The 13,130-nt window shown below is 66.6% G+C and carries 13 protein-coding genes and 1 pseudogene; 8 read left to right on the top strand and 6 right to left on the bottom strand.

The window, feature by feature from the left end; translation table 11 throughout:
- Window positions 1-56 precede the first annotated feature (56 nt).
- The 3 genes from ligA (at window position 57) to C474_RS09805 (ending at window position 3,567) form a co-directional block, all read left to right on the top strand.
- Complete coding sequence (gene ligA / locus C474_RS09795; RefSeq protein WP_008386322.1) at window positions 57-2,228, top strand: NAD-dependent DNA ligase LigA; 2,172 nt, start codon at window positions 57-59, stop codon at window positions 2,226-2,228.
- Window positions 2,229-2,411: 183 nt separating this feature from the next.
- Window positions 2,412-2,816, top strand: coding sequence for a DUF7344 domain-containing protein (locus tag C474_RS09800; protein WP_008386323.1), 405 nt, complete (start codon window positions 2,412-2,414; stop codon window positions 2,814-2,816).
- A 10-nt stretch (window positions 2,817-2,826) separates the two neighbouring features.
- Window positions 2,827-3,567, top strand: a complete 741-nt coding sequence (locus C474_RS09805) for a DICT sensory domain-containing protein (protein ID WP_008386324.1) — start codon at window positions 2,827-2,829, stop codon at window positions 3,565-3,567.
- 98 nt (window positions 3,568-3,665) lie between these two features.
- Here the strand turns inward: C474_RS09805 and C474_RS09810 are convergent, their stop codons facing one another.
- The 3 genes from C474_RS09810 to C474_RS09820 all read right to left on the bottom strand — a co-directional run bounded on the left by C474_RS09810 (window position 3,666) and on the right by C474_RS09820 (window position 6,017).
- On the bottom strand, window positions 3,666-4,595 hold the full coding sequence (locus C474_RS09810) for an ABC transporter permease (protein ID WP_008386325.1): 930 nt from the start codon (window positions 4,593-4,595) through the stop codon (window positions 3,666-3,668).
- The gene (locus C474_RS09815) at window positions 4,592-5,617 is read right to left on the bottom strand and encodes an ABC transporter ATP-binding protein (RefSeq protein WP_008386326.1); all 1,026 of its coding nucleotides are present in this window, start codon (window positions 5,615-5,617) and stop codon (window positions 4,592-4,594) included. The genes C474_RS09810 and C474_RS09815 overlap by 4 nt, the downstream gene beginning before the upstream one ends.
- Window positions 5,618-5,717: 100 nt before the next feature.
- Window positions 5,718-6,017: a hypothetical protein gene (locus C474_RS09820; protein ID WP_049916901.1), complete on the bottom strand. Its 300-nt coding sequence runs from the start codon at window positions 6,015-6,017 to the stop codon at window positions 5,718-5,720.
- A 193-nt stretch (window positions 6,018-6,210) separates the two neighbouring features.
- Between C474_RS09820 and C474_RS09825 the strand changes: the two genes are divergently transcribed.
- Window positions 6,211-6,627, top strand: coding sequence for a DUF7344 domain-containing protein (locus C474_RS09825; RefSeq protein WP_008386330.1), 417 nt, complete (start codon window positions 6,211-6,213; stop codon window positions 6,625-6,627).
- A gap of 69 nt (window positions 6,628-6,696) precedes the next feature.
- The gene (locus C474_RS09830) at window positions 6,697-8,430 is read left to right on the top strand and encodes an excinuclease ABC subunit C (RefSeq protein WP_008386331.1); all 1,734 of its coding nucleotides are present in this window, start codon (window positions 6,697-6,699) and stop codon (window positions 8,428-8,430) included.
- 23 nt (window positions 8,431-8,453) lie between these two features.
- Here C474_RS09830 and C474_RS09835 read toward each other — a convergent pair whose 3' ends face one another.
- On the bottom strand, window positions 8,454-8,825 hold the full coding sequence (locus C474_RS09835) for a hypothetical protein (RefSeq protein ID WP_008386346.1): 372 nt from the start codon (window positions 8,823-8,825) through the stop codon (window positions 8,454-8,456).
- Between the two features lie 313 nt (window positions 8,826-9,138).
- Between C474_RS09835 and C474_RS22355 the strand changes: the two genes are divergently transcribed.
- On the top strand, window positions 9,139-9,315 hold the full coding sequence (locus C474_RS22355; protein WP_160166831.1) for a hypothetical protein: 177 nt from the start codon (window positions 9,139-9,141) through the stop codon (window positions 9,313-9,315).
- A gap of 29 nt (window positions 9,316-9,344) precedes the next feature.
- Here C474_RS22355 and C474_RS09840 read toward each other — a convergent pair whose 3' ends face one another.
- Window positions 9,345-10,256: a CPBP family intramembrane glutamic endopeptidase gene (locus C474_RS09840; RefSeq protein WP_008386347.1), complete on the bottom strand. Its 912-nt coding sequence runs from the start codon at window positions 10,254-10,256 to the stop codon at window positions 9,345-9,347.
- A 295-nt stretch (window positions 10,257-10,551) separates the two neighbouring features.
- On the opposite strand from C474_RS09840, the gene C474_RS23320 reads away from it, so the two are divergent.
- Window positions 10,552-10,674 carry a hypothetical protein gene (locus tag C474_RS23320; RefSeq protein ID WP_004971932.1) on the top strand — a complete coding sequence of 41 codons (123 nt, stop codon included), beginning with the start codon at window positions 10,552-10,554 and terminating at the stop codon, window positions 10,672-10,674.
- A gap of 93 nt (window positions 10,675-10,767) precedes the next feature.
- Window positions 10,768-12,049 (top strand): annotated as a pseudogene (locus C474_RS09845) (RNA-guided endonuclease InsQ/TnpB family protein).
- A gap of 11 nt (window positions 12,050-12,060) precedes the next feature.
- Here C474_RS09845 and mdh read toward each other — a convergent pair.
- Window positions 12,061-12,975 (bottom strand): malate dehydrogenase, encoded by a 915-nt coding sequence (gene mdh / locus C474_RS09850; RefSeq protein WP_049916895.1) that lies wholly within the window; start codon window positions 12,973-12,975, stop codon window positions 12,061-12,063.
- Window positions 12,976-13,130: the final 155 nt, after the last annotated feature.

Genomic DNA, 13,130 nt, shown 5'->3' on the forward strand with positions numbered 1-13,130 from the left:
GTCCGACCGACTCGCGTTCCGATGACTTTTCGCGCCGGCGGACCGACGGGCAGGCAATGAGCGACGAGGCCGACGCGGACGCGGACGGAGGCGGAGACGTGGACGCGAGGGACGGCGCCGGCGAACGCGACGCCGGGACGGCGCCGGTGGACGCGGGCGAACCGGAGCACGCCGACCCCTCGAATCCCTTCCTCTCGGACCCGGACACCGACTTCGAGCCGGTTGAATCGCTCTCGCGCGAGGGGGCCGAACGCGAGGCCGAACGGCTCCGAGAGGCGATCAGAGAACACGACTACCGCTACTACGTCGCCGCCGACTCCCTCGTGGCCGACCGGACGTACGACGCCCTGTTCGCCCGCCTGCAGGATCTCGAGGACGCCTTCGAACTCGACGACGAGTCGAGTCCGACCCGGCGCGTCGGCGGCGAACCGCTGGACGAACTCGAAACGGTAGAGCACGTCGCGCGGATGCTCTCCATCGACCAGTCCGTCGAGGAGGACGACGTGCGCGAGTTCGACCGGCGGGTGCGCGATTCGGTGGGGGAGGTGACGTACGTCTGCGAACCGAAGTTCGACGGCCTCTCGGTCGAAGTCGTCTACGAGGACGGCGAGTACGTCCGCGCGGCCACCCGCGGCGATGGCGACAGGGGCGACGACGTGACCCGGCAGGTGCGGACGATTCGCTCCGTTCCGCTCCGCCTGCGCGGCGACCACCCCGACTTCCTCGCCGTCCGCGGCGAGGTGTACATGCCGAAGGACGCCTTCCGCGAACTGAACCGCGAACGGGTCGAGGAGGGGAAGGAACCGTTCGCCAACCCGCGCAACGCCGCCGTCGGCACCCTCCGACAGTTGGACCCCTCCGTCACCGCCGACCGACCGCTGGAGTGTTTCTTCTACGACGTGCTCGACGCCAGCGAGGTGCCCGAGACGCAGTCGGCGACGCTCGACCGACTGGAGGCGTGGGGTCTGCGGACGAACGAGGCGGTGGACGCCGACGCCGAGAGCATCGACGACGCCATCGCCTACCGCGAGGAGATGATGGCCGCGCGGGAGGACCTGAACTACGAGATAGACGGGACGGTCATCAAGGTGGATAGGAGAGACCGGCGCGAAGAACTCGGCGAGACGAGTCGCTCCGTCCGGTGGGCGTTCGCGTACAAGTTCCCCGCCCGGTCGGAGGTGACGACGGTGACGGACGTGGTGGTGCAGGTGGGCCGGACGGGTCGCCTGACGCCCGTCGCTCTGCTCGAACCCGTCGACGTGGGCGGCGTCACCGTCTCGCGGGCGTCGCTGCACAACCCCGAGGAGATCGAGCGGTTGGGCGTCGACGTGGGCGACGAGGTGCGAATCAAACGCGCGGGCGACGTGATTCCGGACGTGGAAGAGGTAGTCGAGAAGCGCGCGGAGGGGACGTTCGCGTTCCCCGAGGCGTGTCCCGTCTGCGGGAGTCCGGTCGAACGCGAGGGACCGCTGGCGTTCTGTACCGGCGGACTCGCCTGCGAGGCACAACTCGTGCGCGCCGTGGACCACTACGCGATGCGCGGCGCGTTGGACATCGAAGGCCTCGGCGGCGAACGCGTCGAGCAGTTGGTCGACGCGGGTCTCGTGACGGGCCTACCGGACCTCTACCGACTCGAACGCGAGGAGTTGGCCGAACTGGAGGGGTGGGGCGAGACCAGCGCGGACAACCTCGTCCGCGAGATAGAAGCGGCGAAGTCTCCGTCGCTGTCGGCGTTTCTCGTCGGCCTCGGCGTGCCCGAAGTCGGCGGGTCGACGGCGCGGAACCTCGCCCGCGCGTTCGGCGGCCTCGACGCCGTGATGGACGCCTCCACGGAAGAGTTAGAAGAGGTGGAGGACGTGGGGCCAACCGTCGCCGAGAAGATACGCGAGTTCTTCGACACCGAGACCAACCGCGAGGCCGTCGCGGAGTTGCGGTCGCTCGGCGTCGAACCCGAAGCGGAAGCGACGGACGGGGACGACGAACTGGACGGACTGACGTTCGTCTTCACCGGGTCGCTGTCGGTGACGCGCGGGGAGGCGCAGGACCTGGTGGCGGAACACGGCGCGAACGCCACCGGAAGCGTCTCCGGGAACACGGACTACCTCGTCGTCGGCGAGGGCCCCGGGCAGTCCAAGCGCGACGACGCCGCCGAGAACGACGTGGAAGAGGTCGACGAGGAGGCGTTCGCGGCCCTTCTCGAAGCGCGAGGCGTCGACTACCCACCGTAGTCGGTCGGTCCGGCCGGCCGTTTGAACGGAACTGATTCAAGTTATTTGAATATCTCAGAATAGCGCCGGAGACCGGGTTTCCACCGGGTGAGTGCCCGCCTCTAACGTTTCACTTTCTTACGATTTCCGGTGGTTTGAAGCGGTCTGACAGCGAATGCACAGTTCGGTACGAGATTGACAGAGATGATTGACGACGATTCGGCTCTCTCGGAGTACGAGGGCTACGACTGGGAGAGTCTCTCGGGCGTCCCGTCACCCGACGCGCTGTTTCGGGTACTCTCGCACCGTCGCAGGCGACGCATCCTGTGGTTCCTTCTAGAACGTCCGGAGACGACGGTCGGGGAGCTAGCCGACATCTTAGTGGGGTGGGAACTGGACGACGAGGACGGCACCGCCGGCCCGGATAAACACGAGCGCGTGCTGGTCGCACTCCACCACAACCACCTCCCGATGCTCGCCGAGAGCGACCTCGTGGAGTACGACATCGAGACGGGCGCGGTGCGGTTCTCGTCGCCGCCGGAGCCGATAACGGTGCTCATCAAGTTCAGCTACCAGTACGAGCGGGCCGTCGCCGGCCGGAGGACGTGAGGGACCCGAGATGGCAAGCGACGACGCGGCGGGTCTGAGGGCGATACTGGATGCGGCCGAGCGACGCCGAAAGTCAGTCACGTACTACGCGCCGGAGGCCGGCGACCTCATCGAACGGCTGGACACTCGGAACCTCGACGTCGAGTTCCGAGCGATTCCGCCGCGCGGACCCGAACCGTTCCTCATCGTCCGGGCGGGCGGACAGTTCCGGGGGGCGATGCCCGTCGAAGCGCTCCGCGAACACGTCGGCTGGTCCCGAAACCGGCGCGGCGAGATGGACGAGCACTCCGAGGCATACGCTATCATCGTCGAATTGCTGGACGACACGGTGTTCGCGTCACTGTCGAAACGCCAACTGCTGTTGACCGTGCGGGAGTTCGAGGACCGCGCGTGGCGGGTGGGGAACGGGGTGTTGCACACGGGGTTCCAGTCGGCGACGGCGTTCGCTCCCCAGCGGGGGCTGTACCGGGAGTTGGCCGCCGAAACGGCGCTGGACGTGCACATCTACGTCGCGGACGGGGAGCGGGTCGAACCGCTCGATGAACCGAACGCGACGCTGCACACCGAACCCGCCGAGGAGATCGGTCGCTACTGGTTTCTCGTGTTCGACGGCGGCGAGGAGCGCGAACAGGGGGTGGCGCTCGTCGCCGAACAGCGGCCGGACGAAACCTTTCGCGGCGTCTGGACGTACGACCCGGACCTCGTCGACCGGGCGCTGTCGCTGCTCCCGTCGGTCGACGGAGACCGGTGAGAAGCAGCGCACGACGCGATACGGTCTTTCGACGGATCGGTAAAGAGAGCGGACAGTCGGGAGAGAACTCGCGAAAAGGACTCTGACGCGTCTCGGATTCAGAGGTCTCGCTCGCGGAAGACGTAGTAGCCGACGAGGGTGGGGACGACTATCCACGCCAAGAAGACGAGCAGCATCGCCCCCCCGGAGAGGTAGATGGGCACGCCGCCCTGCGCCGGAGCGAACTGGTTGGCCACGGCGAGTTGCTCGCCCGTCGTCGCGCTGACCAGACGGGCCCGCGCGGGGCCGTAGTACACCTGCGCGACGAGCGTCTCGTACGTCCGGAGCGGGTTGAGATACTTCAGGAACAGCCCTATCTTCACCCGGGTGAAGTTCTCCAGCGCACCCACGCCGGCCTCCTCGGCGGCGTAGTTGAGAAGCTTCGGGATGCCCTCGGCGATGGGCTTCCAGAGGATGCCGAAGATGAGGTACAGCCCCATCGTCGCCAGCGTCGCCTCGCGGTTGGAGTCGGCGACGGCGGAGATGCCGAGACCGACGGAGACGAACGCGAGGGCGAGAAGCACCGTCAGCGCTATCATCGGGACGAACGACTCGAAGCCGATCGACGTGCCCGTGGCGAGGAGGGCGACGAACGCCGCGAGGAACCCGACGAGTAGCGCGGCGACGACGACGGCGCCGCGGCCGAGGAACTTCCCGGCCACGAGGTCCATGCGCGAGTTCGGCAGCGACAGCGCGAGCTTTATCGTTCCCGTCTCGCGTTCTTCGGTTATCGACCCGTACGACGTCGACAGCGCGACGAACCCGAGGATGAGCGCGAACAGTCCGGGGAACGAGAGGCTGAAGATGCCGAGGTCGACGAAGAAGCCGAACAGGTTCGACGCGTCCTTGAACTGGTCCGGGAGGAGGAAGCCGAACGCCAGCGCCGCCGCGCCGCCGAGGAACAGGACGAAAAAGAGCGTCGACCCGTGGAGCCAGCGCGAGCGGATGGAGTCGTCGAACTCCTTGCGGGCGACCGCTTGCCACGTCATGCGTGGGCCTCCTGCCCGTCGCCCGCTTCGTCCGTTTCCGGGGCGTCGTGACCGGTGTACGAGAGGAAGAGGTCCTCCAGCGACGCCTCGCGCGTCTCGAAGTCGGTCACGTCGAGCCCCTGAGATTCCAACTCGTCGATGACGGCCATCTTGGCGTCGCCGACGCAGGAGACGGTGAGCGAGTCGGCGGCGGCGTCGACGGTGACCGAACGGACGCCGTCGAGTGCGGTGACCGCCTCGACGTCCAGCGCCGAAACGTCCCCCGCCACCTCGACCCGGAGCGTGGAGTCGGCGTCGGACTTCTCGCGCAGGCTATCGATGGTGTCGACGGCGACGAGTTCGCCCTCGCGCATGATGCCGACGCGGTCGCAGACGGCGTCGACCTGTTCGAGGACGTGACTGGAGAAGAACACGGTCGTCCCGCGTTCGGCCTCCTCGGTGACGATGTCGCGCATCTCCTTCGCCCCGGCGGGGTCGAGGCCGGACGACGGTTCGTCGAGGACGAGCAGGTCCGGGTCGCCGACGAGCGCCATCGCCAAGGCGAGGCGCTGGCGCATCCCTTTCGAGTAGCCGCCGGCCTTCCGGTCGGCGGCGTCGGCGATGCCGACCCGTTCGAGGACGGCGTCGACGTCGGCCTCGTCCTCGTCGAGTCGTTTCGAGGAGGCGGCGAATTCGACGTGCTGCCGTCCGGTGAGGCGGTCGTACACGTCGAAGCCTTCGGGGAGGACACCGGTCCGCGCGCGCACGTCGACGCTCTCGTCGCGGGCGTCGAAGCCGAGGACGCGAATCGCGCCCTCGGTGGGGCGGACGAAGTCGAGGAGCATGTTGATGGTCGTCGATTTCCCCGCGCCGTTCGGACCGAGGAAACCGAACACTTCGCCCTCCTCGACCGTCAGCGAGAGGTTTCTGACTGCGGTAACGTCGTCGGAACGCTCGGCGTTCCGAACGGAGTCGACGAGGCGCGAGAGTCTCCCGCCCTCCTCGAACCGCTTCGTTACCTCGTCGAGTTCGATGGCGGCCATGGGCGAGGGTAGTCCGTTCCCCGGATAAAGCGTTTGGTGCGAAAATCAGCGTTGAGATTGGGAGGCGCGGGTGGGGGGGTTCTCGGGTCGAAAACCGCGCTTACAGTTCGTCGTCGGGGGCGTACTCCCCGCGGACGCGTTCGACCTCGGTGCGGTAGCGCTCGCGCGTCTCGGCGTCGTCGACGGGTTCGAGGTCCGCGGCCGCCACCGTCGTCGCCGCGGTGGCTTCGGTACCGCGTTGGCGCATGATGGTCGCCGAAATCTGTTTTCGCCGCACTCGGTCGCCCGAGGGCGTCGCGTACACGAGGTCGATGAGGCCGCGGTCGGTGTACGTCCGTTCGACGAGCCAACACTGGACGTCCTCGTCGCCGGCGTCGGAGTCGGTGTCAGAGTCGCTCACATCGACGTTCTCGGTCACCGGACGCTTGACCCTGTCGCTCACGGAGCATCCGCCGTCTCCGGAGTTGGTCCGCGGGGAACCGCCGTCCGGCGGTGAGCGGTCCGGCGACGACGAGCCGCGTCCGCCCAACTGTCGGAAATAAAATGTAATTTTAGTAAGTATTAACTGCGGGCAAAACAGTTCTCCAGACACCATGGGGCGGGAAGACATCGGAGTCCTGTACGAGATGCTATCGACCGAGCGACGGCGGCGAGCGCTCGCGGTGTTGACCGACGCGGAGGAACCGCTCGGCCGTGAGGAGTTGGCGCGGCGAATCGTCGCGCGTCGCCGTACCGCCGACGCGGGCGGCGTCGAACCGGACGGAACGCGGAAGACCGACATCGAAATCTCCCTCGGTCACATCCACCTTCCGAAACTGGAGTCGGGTGGGGTGGTGGAACGGACCGCGGAGGGGAAGTACGACGCGACCCCCCTGGGGTGCGACCTCAGACGCGCGGCGCAGGCCTTCGAGACGTCGCTCGACGCCGACGCGCGGGAAATCGAGGGAACGGCGTCGCCGACGAACCGCTCGGACGCCGTGCCCGCGAGCGAAGCCGACGACGGACGGTAACTGTCTCCGCGACCGGCGCTGTTTTTCCGCGCGTCAGCCTCAAGCCGTTCGGGGCGTAATCTCGCGTAGATGGATGCGAGCGACGTCCGCGAACGAGCGAACGACCTCCCGACGGGGCCCGGCGTCTACCAGTTCCTCGACGGCGACACCGTCCTGTACGTCGGCAAAGCCGTCGACATCCGCGCCCGGGTGCGGTCGTACGCCGACCCGCGCGGCGAGCGCATCCGGCGGATGGTCGACCACGCGGCGGCTATCGACTTCGCCGTCACGGACACCGAAACGCAGGCGCTCCTCCTCGAAGCCAACCTCATCAAGCGCCACCAACCGCGGTACAACGTCCGCCTGAAGGACGACAAATCCTATCCGCTCGTCCAACTGACGGACCACCCGGTGCCGCGAATCGACGTGACGCGCGACCCCGAGGAGGGGGCGACGGTGTTCGGGCCGTACACCGACAAGGGCCGCGTCGAGACGGTGGTGAAGGCGCTGCGGGAGTACTACGGCATCCGCGGCTGTTCGGACCATAAGTACGCCAACCGCGACCGACCCTGCCTGGACTACGAGATGGGTCTCTGCACGGCCCCCTGCACCGGCGAGATATCCGAGGAGAACTACCTCGCCGACGTGGAGTCGGTCGTTCGCTTCTTCGAGGGCGAGACGGGCGTTCTCGCGGACCCGCTCCGCCGGACGATGGAGGAGGCCGCCCAAGCGGAGAACTTCGAACGGGCCGCCAACGCCCGCGACAGACTCGAAGCGGTGGAGTCGTTCCACGGCGCGGGCGAGGAGGCCGTCGCCTCCCAGTCGGACGAACGCGCCGTCGACGTGCTAGGTGTCGCCATCGAGGGCGACGCGGCCACCGTCGCGCGCCTGCACAGCAAGCGCGGCCAACTGGTCGACCGCTCCCGCCACCGCCTCGACGCCCCCGAGGGCGGCGAGCGCTCGGCGGCCGTGCTCTCGGCCTTTCTGACCCAGTACTACGCCGAACGCGAGTTACCGGACGCCATCCTCCTCTCGGAGCGTCCGGACGACGAGGACGTGTTGGCGTGGTTGCGCGCGGAGGGCGTGAACGTCCGCGTCCCCGGCGCCGGCCGCGAGGCCAAACTGGTCGAACTGGCGCTGAAGAACGCCCGGCGCGGGCCGGCCCGGAACGACGAACTCGGCGCCCTCTCGGACGCGTTGGGCATCCCCGGCATCTCCCGCATCGAGGGGTTCGACGTGAGCCACGCCCAGGGGAAGGCCGTCGTCGGTAGCGACGTCTGCTTCGTCGACGGCGACGCCGTGAAGGCCGATTACCGGCGGAAGAAGCTCCCCGAACGGAACGACGACTACGACAACATGCGCGCGCTGATCCGCTGGCGGGCCCAACGCGCCGTCGAGGGGCGCGACGACAGACCGGACCCCGACCTGCTCCTCATCGACGGCGGCGACGGCCAACTCGGCGCGGCGACGGACGCCGTCGCGGAGGTGGGCTGGGACGTCCCCGTCGTCGCCCTCGCGAAGGACCGGGAACTGGTCATCACGCCCGACCGGGTGCACGATTGGCCCGCCGACTCACCGCATCTACACGTCCTGCAACGCGTCCGCGACGAATCCCACCGCTTCGCTGTCCAGTACCACCAGACGCTCCGCGACGACGTTCGGACCGTCCTCGACGACGTGCCGGGCATCGGCGAGAAGACGCGGCGCGCGCTCCTACGTCGGTTCGGCAGCGTCGAGAACGTCCGCGGGGCGACGGTGTCGGATCTGACCGACGTGCCGGGCATCGGCGAGAAGACGGCGGCAACGCTCAAAGAGCGGTTGTAGCGGGCGGTCCCTTAATTTTCAACTCAGGGTTCGAGTCCCCGCGCCCAGTCCACCGCGTCCTGCGGCGTGTCGGGCGTCTCGACGACGACGTTCGTGCCGCGGAGGCGCCCGCGAAGCGCCACCTGCTTCGCCGTGGGGCCGACGAACGCCACGCGCCGGACGCCGAACTCGTCTATCTCGGCCGCGAGCGCGTCGAAGCGCTCGAAGAACCACTTGCTGATGCCGCCGTCGTCGTCGAGGACGAACACCGACGCGTCCACGTCGGGGCGCGAGTAGACGGCCGTAACCGTCTCGAAGAACCGTTCGAGGAGGACGCCGCCGCCGACCGCAAACTCCGTGAGGTCGAACAGGGCGACGCCGTCGACGATGTCGTATCGGTACACGTCTGCGCTCATACCGCATAGAATCCCCGAGACGGACCTAACTACGCGGAGACTACTGCGGGCGTAACCGACGGTTAACAGCGGTTAACAGGCCACTCACGCATCGTACGCGAGTCCTACCGCCCCGTCCGACCGGTCGCTCCCGCGACAGCGCGGACCGGTACCGAGACCATCAAAATATCGGCTTGAGGAGACAGTCAGGCTCGCGTTATTCTTCTCTTAGGTGGCGTCGAATCCCGCGACGCCGTCGGAGTCGGTCGCTTCCCCTGGGTCGTGCTCCGGAGGGCGCGGGGATTCTTTGTCGGTCGACGCGAACGGTCTGGGGATGTCCTCCACATTCGAACGAGTCGGCCTCCTCGCCGCCGGGGGTCTGTGCGTGCTTCTCGCCGCCAACGGCGCGCTGGTACTGTACAGCCTGGACGACAGGAGCCTCGCGACCGGACTCCTCCTCCTCGGGGCCGCCGTCGTCGTCGGAGCGGTGGTGCTCGCACGCGGACGATAAAGAAACGAAGTGAGGGAGCTGAACGGCACTCACGACGCGAACGCGTCGGCCCGCAGGAGCAACCACGCCGCGAGGGCGACCCACGGGAGGGCCGCGAGCACGCCGACGGGGGCCGGTCCGAGGAGCGAGTGGGGACGGCCGAGGACGAACAGCGTTCCGAGTCCGGCCATGGCGTTTATCGCGCCGTGCCCTATCGCCGCAGGCCAGACGCTGTCGGTCCGGAGCGTCGCCCACGCGAGGAAGACGCCGGTGGCGACGGTGAACACGCACATGGCGAGAAAGCCCGTCCACGGCGCGCCGACGTAGCCGAAGCCGTAGTTGTACCCCATAGCGACGATGGGCCAGTGCCAGACGCCCCAGACGACGCCGACGACGAGTGCCGCGCGCGTCGCGCCGAGGGGGAGGAGTTTCGGCAGCAGGTAGGCCCGCCAGCCGAACTCCTCGCCGAACGCGAAGACGGCGTTGATCAACGGCGCGATAGTCAGCGCGGCGACGACCTGAATACCGACGAGCGTCCACGGGTCGACCGGCACGCCCCCCGCGGCGGTCTCCAGCGCCGTCCGGTAGGCCGACAGCGCGGGGTCAAACTGACCGGGGAAGACGGCGAAGTACAGCGCTGCGCCGATGAACGTGAGGAGAGCGGGGGCGAACCACGCGGCGGCGTAGACGCGGAGCGACTCTGAGGGGTGCGGGCGGACCCGGAGGTTCGACCGGCCCTCGCCGGTGACGAGTCGCGCGACGACGTTGCCGACGGCCGGCGCGAACATGTACGCCGTCGGGAGGAGGACGGACGCGAGCGTGAGACCGAGACCGGGGACGACGACCGGACTGTTCGCGAGGCCGCCGGTGGCGTAGATGACGGCCGCGGTGGCCCACGCGACGCCGAAGGCGACGGCGAGGAAGACGCCGACGCGGCGCGTCGGAAGGGATTCGGAAGACATAGCTCACCGTTCGCCGGGCGAGCGCAAAAATGGAACGCGGGTGGACGCGGACCGGACCCGACGCGGACGCGGCGCTCCGATTACCTGAATTGAGGCGCTAAGGCCCCTTCCTCAACGAGCGAGTGGAGCGAGTGAGTAGGGAGGGGATACAGCGTTGACGAGACGCGCTGCGTCTCGTCCGCACACGAGAGCAAAGCTCTCGTGAACGCCGCACGGTTCTCAAACACGTCCGTCACTCAGCCCACAGGCCCACGTAATCGCAACTCTTATTTGTGTAGTTTGTGTATATTGTGGTGTGGCAACGCGCAAGAACATCTCTATCCGCGACGACCAAGCCGAGTGGGTTGAGGACAACCACCTCAACCTCTCGTCGTTCGTCCAAGAGAAACTTGACGAACTCATCGAAGAACGCTCGTAGATGAACTACAACTACAGGTATCGGCTNAACCACCTCAACCTCTCGTCGTTCGTCCAAGAGAAACTTGACGAACTCATCGAAGAACGCTCGTAGATGAACTACAACTACAGGTATCGGCTCCGGCCGTCCGACGCTCTCGAAGAGCAGTTAGCGTGGACTGTCGATACCTGTAGACAGGTCTACAACCACTTCCTCCACCGCATGAATCGGAACGGCGACACCTCGGCATACAGCGAGCAGAAACTCCTGCTGAGCCTCAAGAAGTGGTGGAACGACCTGAAAAACGTTCACTCGAAAGTGCTTCAGAAAGTCGTGCAACGGTTGTACGACAACCTCTCGACGCTTCGTGGACGCAAAGAGAACGGCTACCGCGTCGGGACGCTCAAGTGGAAAGCCCCGGACGAGTACCGCAGTTTCACCTACAGTCAATCCGGTCACCAGAAGCCTTTGGCTTCTGGTTAGCAACCAGAAAGCTCCGCTTTCTGGTGACGGCTTCAAGCTCAAGAACACGAGCGGTCGGACGAGATTGTGGCTCTCGAAACTCGGAGAAATCCCGCTCACTTTCCACCGCGACCTCCCCGATGACGCCGACATTAAGACCGTCACGGTCAAGCAGGAACCCACCGGCAAGTGGTACGCCATTCTCGGTGTCGAAACCCCGGACGGCCCGCCGGAGAAACCGGAGAACCCCGAGCGGTGCGTCGGCATCGACGTGGGGATTCTCAAGTACGCTCACGATACGGACGGAACCGCCGTCGAATCTATCGACCTCTCGGACGAACGTGAGCGGTTGGAACGCGCTCAACGCGACCTCTCGCGGAAGGAAGACGGCTCTGCGAATTGGGAGAAACAGCGCCGCGTTGTGGCCGAACGCCATGCCGAGTTGAAGAACAAGCGCCGCGACTTCCTCCACAAACTCTCGAACTACTACGCTCGGGAGTACGACTTTGTGTCGGTCGAAGACCTCGACGCGAAGGGTTTGGTCGAACTTCCGGGCAACTCACGGAACCGGGCAGGTGCGGCGTGGGGGACGTTCCTGCGGATGCTTGAGTACAAGTGCGAACGGGAGGGGACGCACTTCGTCGCCGTGAATCCACGCGGGACGACGAAAGAGTGTGCCTCCTGCGGGGTTTCGACCGAGAAACCGCTGTGGGTTCGTGAACACTCCTGTCCGGCGTGTGGGTTTAAGGCGGATAGAGATGCGAACGCGGCGTGGAACATTCTTTCTCGCGGTGTCAAAAAGCGGTTAGGAGCGGGACGCTCCGAAGAAACGCCTGTGGAGGCTGCGCTCCCTGTGGATACGTCCGTATCTGCAAAGCGCGTCGTGGAAACAGGAAGCCTCACCCTCAAGCGCGAGCCGTCAGGCGAGCGGTAGGGTGGGGTAGTTCACGAAATCTCGTCGTACTGATCGCTCAGTTTCTCGGCGGCGTCGTCCATGAGGTCCCGTTCGTACTCGTCGAGGTCCCACTCGACGACCTCTTCGATGCCGTTCGAGCCGAGTCTGACCGGAACGCCGAAGGCGGTGTCCTCGTAGCCGTACTCGCCGTCGAGGACGAGCGAACCGGGGAGCACCTCGCCGGTGTCGCGGAGGATGGCCTCGACCATGTGAGCAACGCCCGTCGCCGGTCCCCACTGGGTCGCGCCCTTGCGGGAGATGACGTCCATCGCGGACTCCTGGAGGTCCGAGAGAATCTCCTCGCGTTCGTCGGCGGTGAACTCGGGGTCCGCGCCGTCGACGCGAACCTTCGAGAACGCGGGCACCTGCGCGTCGCCGTGTTCGCCGAGGATGGTCGCCTCGACGTTCTTCACGGGGGTGTCGAACCGCTGACTGAGAACGTAGCGGAACCGCGCGGAGTCCAGGCGGCCGCCGAAGCCGACGACCTTGTGTCGGTCTCTGTCGCCCGCCTCGTACAGGTGACGGTTCAGGAGGTCCACCGGGTTCGAGGTGGTGACCGAGACGAAGTCGTCGTTGTGTTCGGCCAGCGACGACCCGATGTCGGCCATGATGGGCGCGTTGTCGCCCGCGAGGTCGATACGGGTCTGCCCCTCCTTTCGCGGGATGCCCGCCGTGATGACGACCACGTCGGACCCCGACGTATCCTCGTAGCCGCCCTGATACACCTCCGTGTTCGAGTCGTAGGCGATGCCGTGGTTCGTGTCGGCCGCCTGCCCGACCGTCTTGTCCTCCATGTCCGGGATGTCGACGAAGACGAGTTCGTCGACGATATCCCGAAGCGCGAGGTTGTACCCGGCGGCAGCGCCGACCGTCCCGGCCGCACCGACCACGCTAACTTTCGTCATACCACGTAAACGACGCGTCGGATTCCGATTAAACGCTTCGGAACCGCCCCCTCCGCGCCTCTATCGTCGTATTAGTAGTTCGTCGTTTGTCGAAATCCGTCGACAGCCGAACGGTCGCGACGCCGCAGTCGTCGGGCGGGGCGGTTCGGTCGGCG

This window comes from Halogeometricum pallidum JCM 14848 (assembly GCF_000337095.1).
Classification (GTDB): domain Archaea; phylum Halobacteriota; class Halobacteria; order Halobacteriales; family Haloferacaceae; genus Halogeometricum; species Halogeometricum pallidum.

Excerpts from the sequence above, each read along its gene's own strand:
- ligA (WP_008386322.1), top strand. The coding sequence starts at position 57 with ATGAGCGACGAGGCCGACGCGGACGCGGACGGAGGCGGAGACGTGGAC.
- C474_RS09800 (WP_008386323.1), top strand. The coding sequence starts at position 2,412 with ATGATTGACGACGATTCGGCTCTCTCGGAGTACGAGGGCTACGACTGG.
- C474_RS09805 (WP_008386324.1), top strand. The coding sequence starts at position 2,827 with ATGGCAAGCGACGACGCGGCGGGTCTGAGGGCGATACTGGATGCGGCC.
- C474_RS09810 (WP_008386325.1), bottom strand. The coding sequence starts at position 4,595 with ATGACGTGGCAAGCGGTCGCCCGCAAGGAGTTCGACGACTCCATCCGC.
- C474_RS09815 (WP_008386326.1), bottom strand. The coding sequence starts at position 5,617 with ATGGCCGCCATCGAACTCGACGAGGTAACGAAGCGGTTCGAGGAGGGC.
- C474_RS09825 (WP_008386330.1), top strand. The coding sequence starts at position 6,211 with ATGGGGCGGGAAGACATCGGAGTCCTGTACGAGATGCTATCGACCGAG.
- C474_RS09830 (WP_008386331.1), top strand. The coding sequence starts at position 6,697 with ATGGATGCGAGCGACGTCCGCGAACGAGCGAACGACCTCCCGACGGGG.
- C474_RS09835 (WP_008386346.1), bottom strand. The coding sequence starts at position 8,825 with ATGAGCGCAGACGTGTACCGATACGACATCGTCGACGGCGTCGCCCTG.
- C474_RS22355 (WP_160166831.1), top strand. The coding sequence starts at position 9,139 with ATGTCCTCCACATTCGAACGAGTCGGCCTCCTCGCCGCCGGGGGTCTG.
- C474_RS09840 (WP_008386347.1), bottom strand. The coding sequence starts at position 10,256 with ATGTCTTCCGAATCCCTTCCGACGCGCCGCGTCGGCGTCTTCCTCGCC.
- mdh (WP_049916895.1), bottom strand. The coding sequence starts at position 12,975 with ATGACGAAAGTTAGCGTGGTCGGTGCGGCCGGGACGGTCGGCGCTGCC.